This window comes from Lysobacter yangpyeongensis (assembly GCF_042655745.1).
GTDB classification, from domain to species: domain Bacteria; phylum Pseudomonadota; class Gammaproteobacteria; order Xanthomonadales; family Xanthomonadaceae; genus Agrilutibacter; species Agrilutibacter yangpyeongensis.
The window spans coordinates 238,483-254,763 of sequence record NZ_JBHSNM010000001.1; the positions used below are offsets into that span (position 1 = coordinate 238,483).

The 16,281-nt window shown below is 69.2% G+C and carries 18 protein-coding genes; 4 read left to right on the forward strand and 14 right to left on the reverse strand.

The window, feature by feature from the left end:
- Positions 1-89 precede the first annotated feature (89 nt).
- Entirely contained in the window at positions 90-863 is a 774-nt protein-coding gene (locus tag ACFPN1_RS01045; RefSeq protein ID WP_386752241.1) for an SDR family NAD(P)-dependent oxidoreductase, read from the reverse strand.
- Entirely contained in the window at positions 860-1,132 is a 273-nt protein-coding gene (locus ACFPN1_RS01050; RefSeq protein WP_386752243.1) for a DUF6868 family protein, read from the reverse strand. Before ACFPN1_RS01050 ends, ACFPN1_RS01045 begins: the two co-directional genes overlap by 4 nt.
- 112 nt (positions 1,133-1,244) lie before the next feature.
- On the opposite strand from ACFPN1_RS01050, the gene ACFPN1_RS01055 reads away from it, so the two are divergent.
- Positions 1,245-2,480, forward strand: coding sequence for an MgtC/SapB family protein (locus tag ACFPN1_RS01055; RefSeq protein ID WP_386752245.1), 1,236 nt, complete (start codon positions 1,245-1,247; stop codon positions 2,478-2,480).
- 118 nt (positions 2,481-2,598) lie between these two features.
- Here ACFPN1_RS01055 and azu read toward each other — a convergent pair whose 3' ends face one another.
- The 5 genes from azu to ACFPN1_RS01080 form a co-directional block, all read right to left on the reverse strand.
- Positions 2,599-3,057: an azurin gene (gene azu, locus ACFPN1_RS01060; protein WP_386752247.1), complete on the reverse strand. Its 459-nt coding sequence runs from the start codon at positions 3,055-3,057 to the stop codon at positions 2,599-2,601.
- 111 nt (positions 3,058-3,168) lie between these two features.
- Positions 3,169-3,777 (reverse strand): SCO family protein, encoded by a 609-nt coding sequence (locus ACFPN1_RS01065; protein ID WP_386752248.1) that lies wholly within the window; start codon positions 3,775-3,777, stop codon positions 3,169-3,171.
- Positions 3,774-4,553, reverse strand: coding sequence for a formylglycine-generating enzyme family protein (locus ACFPN1_RS01070; RefSeq protein WP_386752250.1), 780 nt, complete (start codon positions 4,551-4,553; stop codon positions 3,774-3,776). The genes ACFPN1_RS01065 and ACFPN1_RS01070 overlap by 4 nt, the downstream gene beginning before the upstream one ends.
- A 3-nt stretch (positions 4,554-4,556) precedes the next feature.
- Positions 4,557-6,080 carry a copper-containing nitrite reductase gene (gene nirK, locus ACFPN1_RS01075; RefSeq protein WP_386752252.1) on the reverse strand — a complete coding sequence of 508 codons (1,524 nt, stop codon included), beginning with the start codon at positions 6,078-6,080 and terminating at the stop codon, positions 4,557-4,559.
- 16 nt (positions 6,081-6,096) lie between these two features.
- Positions 6,097-6,267 carry a hypothetical protein gene (locus ACFPN1_RS01080; protein WP_386752254.1) on the reverse strand — a complete coding sequence of 57 codons (171 nt, stop codon included), beginning with the start codon at positions 6,265-6,267 and terminating at the stop codon, positions 6,097-6,099.
- Positions 6,268-6,464: 197 nt separating this feature from the next.
- On the opposite strand from ACFPN1_RS01080, the gene ACFPN1_RS01085 reads away from it, so the two are divergent.
- The 3 genes from ACFPN1_RS01085 (at position 6,465) to ACFPN1_RS01095 (ending at position 8,901) form a co-directional block, all read left to right on the forward strand.
- A complete protein-coding gene (locus ACFPN1_RS01085) occupies positions 6,465-7,676 on the forward strand; it encodes an alginate export family protein (RefSeq protein WP_386752256.1) in 1,212 nt (403 codons plus the stop codon).
- Positions 7,677-7,870: 194 nt separating this feature from the next.
- Positions 7,871-8,347: a DnrO protein gene (locus ACFPN1_RS01090; protein WP_386752258.1), complete on the forward strand. Its 477-nt coding sequence runs from the start codon at positions 7,871-7,873 to the stop codon at positions 8,345-8,347.
- A 251-nt stretch (positions 8,348-8,598) separates the two neighbouring features.
- Positions 8,599-8,901 carry a DUF2249 domain-containing protein gene (locus ACFPN1_RS01095; protein ID WP_386752260.1) on the forward strand — a complete coding sequence of 101 codons (303 nt, stop codon included), beginning with the start codon at positions 8,599-8,601 and terminating at the stop codon, positions 8,899-8,901.
- 119 nt (positions 8,902-9,020) lie between these two features.
- Here ACFPN1_RS01095 and ACFPN1_RS01100 read toward each other — a convergent pair whose 3' ends face one another.
- The 7 genes from ACFPN1_RS01100 to ACFPN1_RS01130 form a co-directional block, all read right to left on the reverse strand.
- Positions 9,021-10,058 carry a GGDEF domain-containing protein gene (locus ACFPN1_RS01100; RefSeq protein ID WP_386754000.1) on the reverse strand — a complete coding sequence of 346 codons (1,038 nt, stop codon included), beginning with the start codon at positions 10,056-10,058 and terminating at the stop codon, positions 9,021-9,023.
- Between the two features lie 121 nt (positions 10,059-10,179).
- Positions 10,180-11,316: a PLP-dependent cysteine synthase family protein gene (locus ACFPN1_RS01105; protein WP_386752261.1), complete on the reverse strand. Its 1,137-nt coding sequence runs from the start codon at positions 11,314-11,316 to the stop codon at positions 10,180-10,182.
- Between the two features lie 9 nt (positions 11,317-11,325).
- Positions 11,326-13,290, reverse strand: a complete 1,965-nt coding sequence (locus ACFPN1_RS01110) for a pyridoxal phosphate-dependent decarboxylase family protein (RefSeq protein ID WP_386752263.1) — start codon at positions 13,288-13,290, stop codon at positions 11,326-11,328.
- A 215-nt stretch (positions 13,291-13,505) separates the two neighbouring features.
- Complete coding sequence (locus ACFPN1_RS01115; protein WP_386752265.1) at positions 13,506-14,183, reverse strand: alternative oxidase; 678 nt, start codon at positions 14,181-14,183, stop codon at positions 13,506-13,508.
- A gap of 132 nt (positions 14,184-14,315) precedes the next feature.
- A complete protein-coding gene (locus ACFPN1_RS01120) occupies positions 14,316-14,717 on the reverse strand; it encodes a SirB2 family protein (RefSeq protein ID WP_386752266.1) in 402 nt (133 codons plus the stop codon).
- On the reverse strand, positions 14,714-15,952 hold the full coding sequence (locus ACFPN1_RS01125; protein WP_386752267.1) for an NnrS family protein: 1,239 nt from the start codon (positions 15,950-15,952) through the stop codon (positions 14,714-14,716). The genes ACFPN1_RS01120 and ACFPN1_RS01125 overlap by 4 nt, the downstream gene beginning before the upstream one ends.
- Positions 15,945-16,181: a hypothetical protein gene (locus ACFPN1_RS01130; protein WP_386752269.1), complete on the reverse strand. Its 237-nt coding sequence runs from the start codon at positions 16,179-16,181 to the stop codon at positions 15,945-15,947. Before ACFPN1_RS01130 ends, ACFPN1_RS01125 begins: the two co-directional genes overlap by 8 nt.
- Between the last annotated feature and the right edge of the window lie 100 nt (positions 16,182-16,281).

Genomic DNA, 16,281 nt, shown 5'->3' on the forward strand with positions numbered 1-16,281 from the left:
GTGCACCCTGCCGCGACGGGTCGCGCCCATGGGGCACTCCTGCGGGGCGCGCAGCGCAGGTCCGGAGCGCGGATTCGGGCGCGGCGCGCTCACCGCGCCGTATAGCCGCCGTCGATCACCAGCTCCGCACCCGTGACGAACTTCGCCTCGTCCGAGGCCAGGTAAACCACGCCCCAGGCGATGTCGTCGGCGTCGCCCATGTGACCCAAGGGGTGCAGGCGGCCGACTTCGGCGATCGCGGCTTCCAGGTCGGTCGCACCGCTGTCGCGCAGGTGCTGTTCCACCATCGGTGTGCGGATGTAGCCCGGATGCACGGAATTCACGCGGATGCACTCGGCGGCGTAGAGCAGGGCATCGGTCTTGCTCATCAGCCGCACCGCGCCCTTCGCCGCGTGGTAGGGCGGCACGTCGGGCGCGCCGACGAGTCCGTAGATCGAGGAGAGGTTGATGATGCTGCCGTGGCCGGCGCGGCGCAGATGCGGGATCGCGTGCTTGGTGCAGAAGAACACGCCCTTCACGTTGACCGCCTGCACGCGATCCCATTCGGCTTCGGTAATTTCGTGCGTGGGCTTGCTCGCGCCGGCGATGCCGGCGTTGTTGACCAGCACGTACACGCCGCCGAAGCGCGCGGCAACCGCGTCGATCGCGCTGGCGACTTCGTCCTCGCGCGCCACGTCCACGTGCCAGTAGGCGGCTTCCGCGCCCCGCGCCTGCAGTTCGCGCGCGAACGCTTCGCCTTCCGCATCGAGCACGTCGAACAACGCGACGCGCGCGCCTTCCTGCGCCAGCCGCAACGCGCAGGCGCGGCCGATTCCGAGTGCAGCGCCGGTCACGATGCAGGTCTTGCCTTCGACGCGATTCATGGCGTACCTCCACTGAAGACGATGCGCAGCGCCAGCCACGGCGCGAGGAACAGCAGCCAGATGCCGAGTTTGTACAGGCCGAGGATCAGATAGACGGCGGCATGCACCTGCGCGGGTTCCATCCGGAACCAGCGTGCGTGCAGCCGGCACAGTGCATCGCCGGCGAGCCACCAGGTGAGGAAGGCGACCAGCAGCACTGCGTAGTTCAGCAGTGCACTCCACAGCAGGAAGGATTCCAGCTGTCCGACGGTGACCTGGAGGAGTGGCATCGGCGTGCTCTCCGGGATGGACGCGATCAATCTGCGCCCGCCGGGCGCGGCCCGCCTTGATCCGGATCAACCCGCAATTGCGTCGCGTGCACGACTGGCCGAAGCTGACGGCATGGTCGACATCGACGTGGTCAAGGGGCTGGCGGTCGCGCTGGGCGTGGGCCTGCTGGTCGGCATCGAGCGCGAGCGGCGCAAGGGCGAGGGTCCTTCGATGGCCGCGGCCGGCGTGCGCACGTTCGCGCTGATCGCGCTCGCGGGTGCGGTGGCGGCCTTGCTGGGCGGCGTCGGCGTCGCGGTCGCCGGCGCATTCACCGCGCTCGCGGCGTTGGCCAGTTATCGGCTCGGCCGCAACCGCGATCCGGGGCTCACCACCGAAGTGGCGATGCTGGTCGTGTTCCTGCTCGGCGTGCTGGCGATGCGCGAGACGATCCTGGCCGCCGGGCTCGGCGTCGCCGTCGCGCTGTTGCTCGCGTCGAAGTCGCGCGTGCACCGGTTCGCGAGCACGGTGCTGACCGAGCAGGAACTGCACGATGCATTGCTGCTGGCCGCCGCGGCGACCATCGTGCTGCCGCTGCTGCCCGATCGCGCGGTCGATCCGTGGCAGGTGCTGAACCTGCGCAAGCTGTGGCTGCTCGCGGTAATCGTGATGGCGATCAATGCTGCTGGCCACGTCGCGCTGCGTGCGTTCGGCGCGCGGGTCGGTCTGTTGCTGGCCGGACTTGCCGGCGGCTTTGCCTCGAGCACGGCGACGATCGCGAGCATGGGTACGCAGGCCCGCGAGAATCCGCGGCTGGCCATGGCCTGCGCGGGGGCGGGCGTCGTCTCGAACGTGAGCACGGTCGTGCAGCTCGCGGTGATCTCCGGCGCATTGTCGCCGCCGCTGCTGCGCGCGCTGTGGCCGCCGATCATCGCGGCGGGTGCGGTTGTCGTGGTGTTCGCGCTGCTGGCCGCCTGGGCCACGCGCAAGGTGGATGCGCACGGCGCGCCGCTGCGGGGGCGCGCCTTCGAGCCGAAGCACGCGCTGCTGTTCGTGGCGATCGTGGCCGCGGTGATGCTGCTGTCGGCGGCGATGCTCGCCTGGCTGGGCGATGCGGCGTTGGAGTGGACGCTCGGTGCCTCCGGAATCGCCGACGTGCATGCGGCCGCGGCGTCGGCGGCGCAACTGGTGGCGGTGGGACGCATCGACGCCGCGACGGCGGTGCCGGGCATCGCGCTGGCGTTCGCCGCCAACTCGGTGGTGAAGCTGGTGCTGGCGCTGCTGACCGGCGGCCGCGGCTACGCGCTGCGCTTGTTGCCGGGGATTGCGGCGATGGTGGTCGCGTTCGCGGTGGTGGCGTGGCTGGTGTAGTGGAGGAAGCAGCGATCGATGGTGGTGCTATCGCATCGCGCCCATGGACGCTCCTACGATCGCCTGCAGGAGCGGCCCATGGCCACGAGGACGGAATCGTCCTGCCGCAACATCAACCTCACTTCGTCACCACCAGCGTCCCCTTCATCAACCCCGCGTGCCCCGGAAACGAGCAGAAGAAGCTGTAATCCCCGCCCGCCTTGAGCTTGCTCCCTGCGAACGACGCCTTCGTGCTCGCACCGCCGCCGACCACGGGCGTCGCGGCGATCACCTTCGCATCGCCCTTGGGCACGTAGCCGGCCGCGGCACCGGCCTTCATTCCGGCGCTGGCGACGGCGTTGATGTCCGCCGTCTGGCTGACCACGACGTTGTGGCCCATCACCTGCGCGGCCATCTTGCCGGTGTGGGTCAACTCGATCGTGATCTTCGGACACGACGCTGAGACCGTCGCGGTTCTGAGGTCGAACTGCATCGCATCGTTGGCCTTCAGCCGGATCGTGCACGAGGGCGCGGCCTGGACGAACGTGGCCCCCGCGAGCAGCGCGCAGCCGAGGAAGAAGGAAGCAGCATGTTTCATGTGATCCATCCTGTGTCGAAGAAAGGTGCAGGTGAAGTAAGGTCGGCCCCCCACCACCGTCGCGATTGACGGAGGCCCGGCTTGTTCGTCGGTGGTGGTGGGCCGCAAGCGTTACGGCGTCGTGGCCTGGCGCACGGCGGCGATGAATTCCGGATCCGGCCGGCTGCCGACCTTCTCCGTGCGCGCGAGGATGCGGCCGTCGGCGTCGAGCAGCACCAGCGCGCTGGTGTGGTTGAAGTTGCCGTCGGCCAGTTGCCGGTAGCGGATGCCGAGCACGCCGGCCACCGCGCGCACGTCGCCGGGCGGCGGCGACGCCAGCGTCCAGCGGCGCGTGTCGAGCTGGCGCTTGTCGACGATGTACTGCAGCGCCCTGGGCGTGTCGTTCGCGGGATCCATGCTGATCAGCAGCACGCCCAGACGCGCGCGCTGCTCCGCGGTGAGGCTGCGGTCGATGGCCTTGCCCGAATCCACGATCAGCGGGCAGATGAACTGGCACGAGGTGTAGAACATCGACACCAGCTGCGGTTGTCCGCGCCGCGTGCGCCAGTCGCGCGCCTGGCCCGACTGGTCGGTGAGCACCAGCGGCAGCTGGTAGACGGAGTCGCGGGGCAGGGCGGCCGCTTTCGCGGCGGGGGCATTGCCCGCCAGCACCGCCGCGCTCAGCAGCGTCAATGCGCTGCCGGCGACCACGGCGAAGAACAAGGCGCGGAATCGTTTCATCGTGCGCTCCTCGCGCAGCGGAAGCCAAGGTTGGCGGTGGCGTCGTGGGCCTCGAGCGAGGACAGCATCGCCACGCGCATCAGCACCGCGTAGTTCTCGCGGTCGTCCATCGACAGCGCGCCCGCGCCGCAGAACTTCGTGCGGTCGGCATCGCCCTGGTTGCGGTTGTCGCCGGACACCAGCAGCGAGGAATAGTCGTCGGTCCATTCCCACACCAGCCCGTGCAGGTCCTGCACGCCGTAGGCGTTGGGCGCCTGCAGACCCGCGCGCGGCAGGGCCGAGGTCGACGGCCGCGAATACCAGACGAGGATGCGCTCGCGCCATGCCGGATCGCTCCGTGCATCGCGACGGGTTTCGTCGGCGGCGGCCGCGTATTCCCATTCGCTCCAGGTCGGCAGCCGCGCACCCTGCGATTCGCAGTACGCGTTCGCCGCGAACCAGCTCACCCAGGTCACCGGTTGCTCGGGCAACGCTTTCGAGCCCAGTTGCGTCGCGCCCTGCCAGTGCGATAGATAGCGCGGCTCGGCGAACACACCGGCGACGCGATCGCGCCGCCATTGCGGGTGCGCTTGCACGAAGGCGAGGAACTCCGCGTTGGTGACCGGTTTCGTCATCATCGCGAAGGGCGCGATACGCACATCCGCGCCCTTGCGATCCTCGTACTTCAGCGCAGTGCGGAAACTGCCGCCCGGCAACTGTGCATAGCGGCCCGCAACGCCGGCCGCGAGGCCGGCGAGGGGCAGCACGCACAGCAGCAGGGTGGCGAGCCGGCGCATGGTTCAGTGCTCCGCAGCATTGTTGGCGCCGCCACCGGCCGCGCGCCTGGCCGCGACTTCGGCCTTCTCCACGCGACCACCCGGATTGCCCCAGCTGTTGAGCACGTAGGTGCTGATGTTGGCCACCTCGTCGTCGGTGAGCTGGTTCATCGGCGGCATCACCGAGTTGTACTGCTCGCCGTTCACCGTCACCGGACCGCTCAGACCATGCAGCACGATGTCGACGATGCGCCTGGGGTTCTCCTTGAGCACGCTCGACTTCGCCAGCGGCGGGAACACGCCCTTGAGGCCTTCGCCGTTAGCCTGGTGGCAGGTCGAGCAGGTGCCCGCGAACAGCGCCTGGCCGGCCTTCACCTGGTCTTCCTGGGTCAGCGCGCCGGCCTTCGCCGCTGTCGCCGCTTCGGCCACCGCGGCCAGATTCGGCGAAGCGCGACCGCCGGTGTACACCGCGTCGACTTCCTTGCCCGAATAGATTTCGGCGCGCTCCGCGCCTTCGGCCTTGAGCATCGCCAGTGCGCCCTTGTTGAAGGCGCGGAAGATCGAGTGATCAACGAGGATGTAGCTGCCCGGCACTTCGACGTGGAAATCCATGATCGCCGCGCCGCCGGAAGGAATCAGCGTGGTCTGCACGTTCTCCTGGAAGCGCGTGCCGCCTTCGAACCAGACCTTGTCGAAGATCTCGCCGATCACGTGGAAGCTCGACACCAGGTTCGGGCCGCCGTTGCCGACGAACAGGCGCACCGTTTCGCCGGTCTTCGCCTTCAGGGCGTTGTCGCCGGTGAGCGCGCCTTCCTTGCCGTTGAACAGGACGTAGGTCGGGTGCTCCTCGATCGCCTTCTCCATGTCGAAGGGCTGGTGGCCTTTCTCGTGGTACTTGCCGGTGGTGTAGAAGTCGCCCTGCATCACGTAGTACTCGCGGTCGACCTTGGGCAGGCCGCCCGGCGGCTCGACCAGGATCAGGCCGTACATGCCGTTGGCCACGTGCATGCCCACCGGCGCGGTCGCGCAGTGGTAGACGTACAGGCCGGCGTTGAGCGCCTTGAAGGTGAAGCGCGAGACGTGCCCCGGCGCGGTGAAGCTCGAAGCCGCGCCGCCACCGGGACCGGTGACGCCGTGCAGGTCGATGTTGTGGGGCATCTTGCTGTCGGGCATGTTGCGCAGGTGGAACTGCACGGTGTCGCCCTGGCGCACGCGGATGAAGCTGCCCGGCACGGTGCCGCCGAAGGTCCAGAAGGTATAGGTCACGCCTTCGGAGATCGGCATTTCCTTTTCGACGACGTCGAGTTCGACGACGACCTTCGCCGGATGGTCGCGGTTGAGCGGCGGTGGCACGTTCGGCGGGCTGGTGAGCACCGCGTTGATCGGCTGGCCCTGCGGCGGTCCGAAGTCGCCCTTGAGCGAACCGCCGGTGTCGGTCGCCACGGCTTCCTTCGGCGCGTCCGCGGCGTTGCGCGAACCGCCGCAACCCGCGAGTACGACCGCCGCAAGCACTGCAGCCAGGGTGAGTGCGGGAATCCTTGTCTTCATGGACGGGCTCCTGTCGTCAGAACGGGGTGTTCATGGTGACTGCGGCGTGCGTCGCGGTTTGCTGGACGGCGACCTTGGGTGGGGCGGGCGGTGCGGGATCGCGCGTGCTGGCGATCAGTCCGGCGACGGCGAGTGCGGCGCCGAGCAGGGCGACATAGCAGAGGGCATAGGTGCTCAGGTCTTTCACGGTGGACTCCTGACGTTTGGCTAATCGGCTTTCGACGGAGGCAGTCTGCGCCGCGGTCCCCTCCGCGGGCCTGATCTGGATCAAACGGCGATGCGCACGTCCACGGTCCCGGCGACCGGCTTGACCTGCGTCAAGGTCGCCACGGGACCCGAGGCGGAGCCTGCGCGCCGACCCCAATGCCAAGCCGGAGCGCTCCCATGGCCCCAAGATTACGCCTGCTTCCCCTCGTGCTGGCCGGCCTCGTGCCGGCGGTGGCGACCGCCGACGAGGTCCCGCGTGTCCAGATCGAATGGAACCTGCGCGTGCGCACCGAACGCGTCGACGACGATGCCTTTGCGCGCGATGCGGACGCCACGACGGCCCGCCTGCGGGCCGGCGTGCGCTTCCAGCCGGGCGGCGGCTTCAGCGCGCTGGTCGAAGGCGAGGGCATCGCGGCTGCCGGCGATGCCTACAACAGCGGCGCCAACGGCCGCAGCGCGTACCCGCTCGTCGTCGATGCGGAGGGGGCCGAACTCAACCAGGCCTGGCTGGCGTGGAAGAACGCGCGCGTACAGGCCACCGTCGGGCGCCAGCGTCTGTTGTTCGACAACCAGCGCTGGATCGGCAACAGCGGCTGGCGACAGAACGAGCAGACCTTCGACGCGCTGTTGCTCGAAGCTACGCCGCGCCCGGATCTGACCGCGCGCTACGCGTGGCTGCAGCGCGTGCACCGGGTCAACGGCGACGACGCGATCGATCCGCTGGCCCGCGAGCGCGCGCTCGACAGCCACTTGTTCGAACTGGCCTGGAAACGCGATGTGCAGCAGCTCGCCGCCTATGCGTGGCTGCACGAGGACGAAGATGTCGCCACGGCATCAACCGCGACGTACGGCCTGCGTTCGGCCACGTCCACCGTGCGCGACGGCAACGGCTGGGGCCTGTCGCTGGAACTGGCGCGGCAACGCGACTACGCGAATTCGCCGCTGTCGTTCTCGCATTCGTACTGGCTGATCGAACCTTCGATCACGCGCCGCGGCGTGGCCTGGCGCGCCGGCTGGGAACACCTGGGGGGCGACGGCCGCCATGCCCTGCAGACGCCGCTGGCGACGCTGCACGCCTTCAATGGCTGGGCGGACAAGTTCGGCGTCACGCCCGTTGGCGGCCTCGAGGACCGCTATCTGGGCGCCGCCGGAAAGTTCGCGACGAATCGCTTCGACTGGCAGCTGGCCTGGCACGACTACCGCGCCGACACGGGCGGGCGTTACGGCAGCGAATGGAACGCTGCGCTGGGTTTCCCGCTGGGCGCGCAACTGAAGGGACTGGTGAAGATCGCCGACTATCGCGCCGACGGTTTCGCGCGCGATACGACGAAGGCGTGGGTGCAGGTGGAGTGGGTGGGGCACCGGCAGTATTCGCGGGGCGGGGAATGACGCTCTCGTACGGGTCGCGATGCGCTTCGCATGGGGATTCGACCGATCCGGACGGGGATGCGGCGCGCCGGATGCGATGGCGAAGGGATGCGGCACGCGACAGCGCTGCGATAGGCCGCCCGCGGCTTGATCCGGATCAGGGCAGGCACCGGCCCATGGAGCGAGCATCCATGCAAGTCATTGAGGAAATCGCCATGCGACTGCCCCTGATCCTGCTTCAGTCGATCCTCGTGCTCGCCGTTTGCATCCCGACGGCACACGCCCGCCAGCACGCAGCACCTGCGCCGGCTGCGCCGGCTCCCGGTGCAACCATGCCCGACGCACCACGCTGGCCGGTCGATGCGAACCTGCGTCGCAACATGCGCGCCATCCGCCGGGCGGTCGACGCGCTGGGCCAGTACGAACACGGCCATATGACGCCGCAGCAGGCTGTCGCCGTCGCGATGAAGATCCAGGACCACGCCGCCGACATCATCGCGCAATGCCAGCTGCCGCCCGATGCGGATGCGGCATTGCACGCAGTGCTGGCGCCGCTGCTGTCTGGTGCGGCCACGCTGCGGCAGGACCCGTCGCGACTTGACGTAATCGCCCCGATGCGCGAGGCGCTGGCGCAGTACGACCGGCAGTTCGACCGTACACGCGAGGTGGAGCACGCGCCGGAACAGCACTGAGGCGGCGCTGAGAAGCGCGAACGAGCGCCCCAGCCCTTCGGGCATCTTCTCCCCGCTGAAGCGGGGAGAAGAGGAATTCCCCCGTTCTGCCCGCACGGCGAGGAACTTTCCCTCGTCCCGCTTGCGGGGTGAAGGCGGACGCCAATGCGGCCTGCGTGGCACAAGCGCAAACTTGATCCGACCTGATCCAGGTCAATGGCTTCGCCATTGCGCCAGGCGATGCTGTGCTCCCGCACTGCAGAACACCTTCCATGCTCACCACCGACCCCACCCGGATGCTCCATCCCTTCGACGCGCGCGGCATCGGCCGGCGCTTCCGCCACGCGGCGATCTTCGGCGCGCTCGATGCGCTCAATCCCGGCGAGACCATGCGCTTCGTCAACGACCATGAGCCGTTGCCGCTGCTCGCGCAGCTGCGCGAACGTTACGGCGACGGCCTGCTGGTGGAGGCGCGGCAGCGCCAGCCCGGCGCCTTCGTCATGGACATCACCATGCTGGAGCGCGGCGGCGACAACGGTGACGAATTCTGCGGCTGCTGCGGTAGTTGCGGTTGAAGCCGCGCGGTGTCGCGCCTTGCGGTGCTGGCAGGAGCGGGCCATGCCCGCGCCGTGACACGCCACGCGCGACCCGCCACGTCGCGCGGCGATCGCGTGCGTACAGCGCAATACCCGCCTCACACATCCGCACGCAGTGATGCACCCGCAGCACCGGCCCCGGGCGCAACAACGCTGCGATTGCGTCCGCCGGCCTTGGCCGCGTACAGCGCGGCGTCCGCGCGCGCGACCAGCGTGGCCGCGTCCTCGCCCTTGGCCAGTTCGGCCAGACCGACGCTGGCGGTGATCGCGAGCGCGGGGTCCTGTCGCTCGGCGTGCAGTGCAGCGATGCGCTGGCGGATGCGCTCGGCCACGTCGAGCGCGGCGTCAATGCCGGTATCGGGAAGGATGACCAGGAATTCCTCGCCGCCGTAGCGCGCGGCCAGGTCGGCGCCTCGCAGTTCGTCGCGCAGCACGTCGGCGAGCGCGACCAGGACGCGGTCGCCCTGCGCGTGGCCCCAGTGGTCGTTGACGGCCTTGAAGCGGTCGATGTCGATCATCAGCACCGACAGCGGTTCGCCCAGGCGTTGTGCGCGCGTGCGTTCGGCTTCGAGCCGCGCGTCCGCGCTGCGCCGGTTGGACAGCCCGGTGAGCGCGTCATGGGCCGCATCGCGGCGCGCGCCGAGCAGGCCGAACAGCAGCCGCAATTGTGCGTGCCCGGCCCACGCCGCCGTTGCCGCCAGCAGGACGAATAGCCAGGCTTCGCTCCACGCATCGGCCGGCTCGGGCTCGCGCTGCAGCAGTTTCGCGACGAGATTCGCGGCAGGCGCAAGCGCGGCGAGAACGGTGCGGCACCAGGGCAGCGGAAGCACCGCCAGTTGCGCCACGAGCACGAACGGAAACAGCCCGTAGCCGATTTCGATCGCACCATGCGGTGCCGGTCCGACCTGCCATTGCAGGGCGCCGAAGCCGATCGCCTGCGACCACACGAACAGGGTGAGGGCGATCGACGCCGGCAGGCGCGCGACACCGCGTGCGATCGACAGCAGGACCGACGCCATCGCCACGCGCAACGGCAGCACGCGCAGCGAATGCGCGGGATCGAGCCAGAGCAGATCCATGGGGATCCACGCCAGCGTCAGCACCGCCAGTGTCTGCGCCAGCGCGGCGATGCGCATGCGCACCAGCACCTCCTGTGTCGCACGGCAGTCCACGGGCACACGGCAACTGTGCACGACGCCGCGCGTCGAGCGCCGCCACCATAACGTGAACCCGGCGACGGCGTTGCCGGACACCATGTCAGGGAGCCATCGCACTGCCGACCTGCGCGCCGGTTGCCACCAGGCGCGCCAGACGTTCGCGCGCCGGCCGCGGATCGATGCCGCGTGCGCGCAACCACTCGCGGTCGAACAGCGTGCGGTCGTAGCGTTCGCCACGGTCGCACAACAGGCTGACGATGCTGCCGCGTTCGCCGCGCGAACGCATGTCCGCGGCCAGGCGCAGGCACGCGACGAGATTGGTGCCCGAGGAACCGCCATAGCGGCGGCCCAGCAGGTCCTCCAGCAGCCACATCGCCGCGATCGAATCGCCGTCGTCGACTTCGAGCACTGCATCGACCACTTCGAAGACGAAGCCCGGCTCGACGCGCGGACGGCCGATGCCTTCGATCAGCGTGGGCTGCGTCGCGCGCGCGGCGCGGTCGCGCGAATGCCAGCCGTTGGCGAAACCACTGCCGGACGGGTCGGCCACGCACAGTCGTGTGCGCAAACCGCGGTAGCGCAGGTAGCGGCCGATCGTCGCCGACGTGCCGCCGGTGCCGGCGCCGCAGACGATCCAGGCCGGTTCCGGATCGGGTTCGAGCGCCAGTTGCTGCAGGATCGATTCGGCGATGTTGTTGTTGCCGCGCCAGTCGGTGGCGCGCTCGGCCAGGCCGAACTGATCGAGGTGGCAGGCGCCGCGCGCCGCGTGCCAGGCGGCGCGCGCATGCACGTCGGCCGGGTCGTCGACGAGATCGCAGGTGCCGCCGAGCGCGTCGACATCGCCGATCTTGCCCGGCGCGGTGCAGGCCGGCATCACCGCGGTAAAGGGCAGGCCTAGCAGACGCGCGAACCAGGCTTCGGAAATCGCGGTGCTGCCCGAGGACGCGTCGACGACCGGCTGCCCGCGCTGCAGACGGCCGTTACACAGCGCATACAGGAACAGCGAACGCGCCAGCCGGTGCTTGAGACTGCCGGTCGGATGCGCGGCTTCGTCCTTGAAGTAGAAGGCGATGCCGGGGAAACCGGGCAGGTCGAGTTTCAGCAGGTGCGTGTCGGCGGAGCGCGCGGCTTCCTGCCGCAGTTTCGCCAGTGCATCGCCGCACCAGTCGCGCTGGACGGTGCCGGCATGCGCGAACGAAGCGGCAGGCGTGCAAGCCGTTGCGACGGACTTGGGCATCGTCATTCCTCAGGCCAGCGCGCGCACGCGCGCGGCCAGGTAGTCGAAGTAGCGATCGATGTAGCTGATGCCGTTCTCGCGATCGATCAGGTACGGATTCATCAGCGTGTGACGCAGGATCACGAGACGATCCGCGGATTCGTCGAAGGTCGCCGGATCCAGCTGCAGCTGCGCGGCGATGCGGCGCATGTCTTCCGCGCCCACGGCTTCGGGTCGCAATGTCGTCATCGAGCCGAAGAATTCCTTCAGCTGCAGCGGGCGTTGCGGATCGCAGCGCAGCTCCTCGTGCAGGCGGCGCACGAAGGCATTGGCGCCGGCGACGTCGCGGTTACCCGCCGGGTTCAGGGCGAGGCACACCAGGTTGCTGTCGGGCGCGAACGGCACGCAGGCGTGCACGCAGTCGCCCAGCTCCGCAGCGAAACGTTGCGCGCGGCGATGGAAGGCTTCGGTCGCGAGCACCGTCTGCCGCGGCAGCTGCCCGAAATGCGCGTGATCCAGCGGCAGCACGCGGTGGGTGACGTACACCGCCGCGGCCGCCGCGCCCGATTTGGAGCCTTCGGGAATGAACTGGCCCAGACGGCGGTAGCGCGCCATGTAGTCGTCCGCGCCCGCGCCGTCGAAGACGTAATCGGCTTCTTCCGCGAGCAGCGCCATCGCGCGGTGATCGCGGCACACGAACGCGCCTGCGCCGTAGGGCAGGTAGCCGAGCTTGTGCGGATCGACGGTGACCGAGTCGGTGTCGCCTAGCGCGGCGAAGGCGGCGTGCACTTCGGGCTGCGGGAAGCGCTCGAATCCGGCGCCAACTTCCGCGCGGCTGCGCAGGCTGCCGTCGCCGTTGCGGAACAGCGTGGCGAGATAGCCGCCCCACGCCGCATCGACGTGCACGGAGAAACCCAGTCCGCGCGGCTGCACGGCGGTGCGCGCGGCGACGATGCGGTCGACCGGATCCACCGTTCCGTACTCGGTGGTGCCGAGCACGCCGACCACCATCAGCACCGGCTGGCGTTCGCGCAGGCAGCGCTCAAGCGTGGCGCGCAGCGTGTCGGCGTCCAGGCGCATGCCGCGCTCGGGCAGCAGTTCCAGCTGCGCGCGGCCGAGCCCGAGCAATTTCAGGCCTTTGCTCCAGGAGTAATGCGCGGTGACCGGCGCGAGCACGCGCGGCGGTTGCAGCGACGCGTGGCGCTGGAAGAACTCGGCGAGCCCCAGCGTTTCGATGCGCTCGGCTTGTACGCGCGCATGCCATTCGCGCCGTTGCGCCGGCGGCAGCGCGGCGAGCCATTTCTGCCAGGCATCCAGCAGGGCGATGCTGGCCGTTGGCCCGAGGTTGAAGGCCTGCCAGTCGTCGCCGGGCATCGGCAGATCCGGCAATTCCGAACGCGGCACACCCGCCGCGCGCAAGGCCACCGGAAACGCCTTCAGCGCGAGTGCGAGGCGCAGGGCCTGGTAGTTCGCGAGCGTGCCACCGGAGGTGAGGTGGCCGAACGCGCAGTCGACGCGCGCGGGATCGTCGGGATAGCCCAGCATGCGCGCCAGTTGCAGGCCGGCGCGCACTTCCATCTCGACGGTGACGGGCGCGGCGTCTTCGCTGACATTGTTGGGGTTGTACGGCAGGGTGAGCAACTGCGCGGCGAGGCCCGGCAGCAGCAGGTCGGACGCCATGTGGCCGATGTAGCGCGGGCTGTGGAAGGGCACCGATTTCTTCAACGCTGCCGACAGCGCATGCAGTTCGCGGCGCATGTGGGCTTCGAAGGCCTGGTAGCCCGGCTGCTGCGCCGCGCGCGTGGGGATCGCGGGCGGATCCTCGGGATGGAAGTTGCGTCGCCAGTAGACGTGGTCGCGCAGGAATTCGACGACGAGCTTTTCCAGCAGCGAATCGTTCTCACCGTAAGGACCCAGGAAACAGGCGTCCAACGCATCGTGGCCGAGACCGGACGGCTCGTTTGCTGCAGGGACGACGGCGAGGGGGAGGTTCATGGCGGTCTCCGTGGCGGCGTCCGACGCGGCTGTGTTCGTGATGACGTGAGGCCAGCGTAGGCACGGCGCTGCGTGACGGCGTTGACCCAGATCAAAACGGCGCGGTTTGCGGCCGGTATGGCGCTGCGTTCGCTCCTCGATGCATGGCGCGGACGCGACAAAAAAACGGGCCCGTTGCCGGGCCCGGAAGACCTTCCAAGCGTTTGCTGCCTTCTTCAGCCAGCCAGCCGTGCCGGGCGCATGTCCGGGCGCAGCTGGTTGGCGAAGCCGTGGTTGACGTCGCGATGGCCGGCCTCGTCGGCGCGCACTGCCAGCACCACGTCGCGCAGGCGCGCATCGGCGGGCAGTTGCCAGTAGTCGCGGGCGATCTTCGGCGCCGGCACGTTGGCGACGCGGCCGCTATCGATTTCCTGCAGGTACTGGCTGTAGCTGACGACGGCCTGTTCCTCGAAGTAGCCGACCAGGCGATGCGCGGTACGCGGCGTCAGCAGGTACAGCAGCAGGAAGAAGGTGAAGAAGCCGGCCTGCGCGGCGAGCACCAGCGCGCGTTCCAGCGGGTTCGGGCGCGCGATCTCGATGAAGGTCATCAGGTGCATGCGCTCGTTCTCGGCTTCTTCCATCAGCGCGCGGATCCAGCCGTGGTCGTGCTTCATCCAGCGCAGGCAGCGCAGGTGGATCAGCGCGGCGCCGACCAGGCCGGGCACGGCGGCCACGGTTTCCAGCACGATCGCGCGGTTGCCGTAGCGCTTGGCGAAGAAGGTATCGGCCAGGAAGCGGAGGCCGCGGGTGATGCCGTAGGCGACGCGGTCGGACCAGTCGCGGGTGGCGTGGTGCGTGTCCAGCGCGACATGGGCCGGGGTCTGCACGACGGGGGTGATCAGGGCGGTGTTCATCGGTGGGCCTCGTTTCAGCTCGTTTCAATCAGCGTGTCTTCTTGATGGAAGGCTACGCCGACGCATTCCGCGGGCCTTGATCCGGATCAAGGCCCGCGGCAATGGAGGCCTGCGGATTCAGCGCCGCATCATTCAGCTGAACCAGTAAGTCAGCGCGCCCAGCGGCTGGTGCGTGCGCGCGGTCGCGTAGACCGACGCGAACACGGCCAGCGCGGCGAAGTAGCACAGGATGCGCGCCCGGCGCGTTCTTGCCCGCTTCAGCGCGAACACGCCCAGCACGATGTACAGCACCACCAAGGCGATCTTCACCATCAGCCAGCCGTTGGCGAACATCGCGCCGGGCAGGATCGTGACCAGCATCAGCGCGGCGGTGAGCAGCGCCGTGTCGACTGCGTAGCTGAACCACTTCACCGGCAATGCCAATGGCCAGCGCGCACCGCCGAGCAGGAACGCCCCGCGCAGCGCGAACAGCGAGCCGCTCAGCAGCGCGACGAAGATGTGGAACTGGCGGATCTGCGGGTAGAACTCGTTCATCCGGGCTTTCCGTCCTTGCGCGGCGACAGGTAGATGCGGCCGATGCGCGCGATCCACGGCGTCATCGCCACCAGCCAGCCGAGGGCCGCGATGGCCTGCCACTGCATCGTATCGCGGGCGAACTCCGCCCCGATGCGCAGCGCCGCCACGACCTGGATCGCGACGAAGGCGAACCACGCGGCCTTCGGCATCACCAGGGCGCGGCCGGAATGCCCCTGCGTCACCCGCGTCACCATCGCCACCAGGATGCTGCCGAAAAAGCCTACAAACAGCGCATGCGCGGGCGCCCGGCCCAGTGCATACGCGCCCGTCAACAGGTAGGCGAAGCTCTGCGCCGAATACAGCACGAACGCGACTGGCAGCCACGCCAGACCGATGAACAGCACCGTCAGCAACGCCGGCTTGCGTCCCGCCGGCCACCAGCGCACGCACAGGGCAATCGTCAGCACGAACAGCGGCACGTCGGCCAGCCACAGCCAGCCGTAGCCGTGCACCAGTTCCAGCGCGAGATGGAGCAGCGCCAGTGCCCAGAACGCCGCGAGCAGCCACAGCGGCCGCCACGGCTGATATCCGGGCACGACGTTGCCGGCGAAGAACGGGAACATCCGGTGCGCCACGCTCACGTACACCGGCAGCAGCAGGCCGAAGCTGCCGAGCTTGATACTCGCGAAGGCCCAGATCGGCGAGGCGCCGAGCACGAACGCCGTCCATGCCAGCAGACCGATGAAGCCCAGCACGAGCGCGGCGAAGCACGAGCGCGCGTGCCAGGTCGTGCCCTTCTCGCGCCACAGCAGCGGTGCCAGCGTCGCCAGCGCGGCGCTCCAGCCGGCGAGCGTCATGAGCAGTCCGACGGTGATGCCGGCGTTCCAGCCCAGCGCACCGAACAGCGTCATCAGCTGCCCGCCGAACAGGCCGATGCCCACCGGCAGGTAGCGCCAGCGTTCGAATTCGCGCAGGCCCATCCAGCGCGGGAATACCGTGAGCAGGAAGCCGAAGATGAAGCTCGCCAGCATCTGGTACTGCATGACGAAGGCGTGCAGCCAACCCGCGTAGGGCGAGGGCTGGTGCAGCGACAGCAGTTGCGGCCAGCGCGCGGACACGAGCCATGCCGCCCACCACAGCATCGCCAGCAGCACGTTGCTGGCGCCGACGAAGAACATCAGCCGGTGCGGCGCCTCGCCCAGCAGCGCGGGCGAGAGCGGTGCGCGCAGCGCAGGCGTCACCCGATCATCCACCGCAGCCTCCGCAGCACACCGAGGGCTGGCGTTCGAGTTCGCCCATGGCGACCTGCACGCCCGCACGCCACAGGCAATCCAGCAGCGCGTACTCGTCCAGCACCGTGGAGATGCGCACGCGCGCAAAGTCGTCGGCATCGACCAGCACGGCCGGATCCAGTTGCGCGATGGCCTGTTCGATCGTGGCGAGGTCCGGCGAAGGGCCGGTGCGGTGATAGTGGAATTCCATCGGCGGGGACTCGTTGGGAGTGGCGCCAGTGTCGTCCCGGGGTCGCGAAGGCGCCTTGATCCAGGTCAGTCATGCTGCGGGTGCGGACGAGGGACGGCAA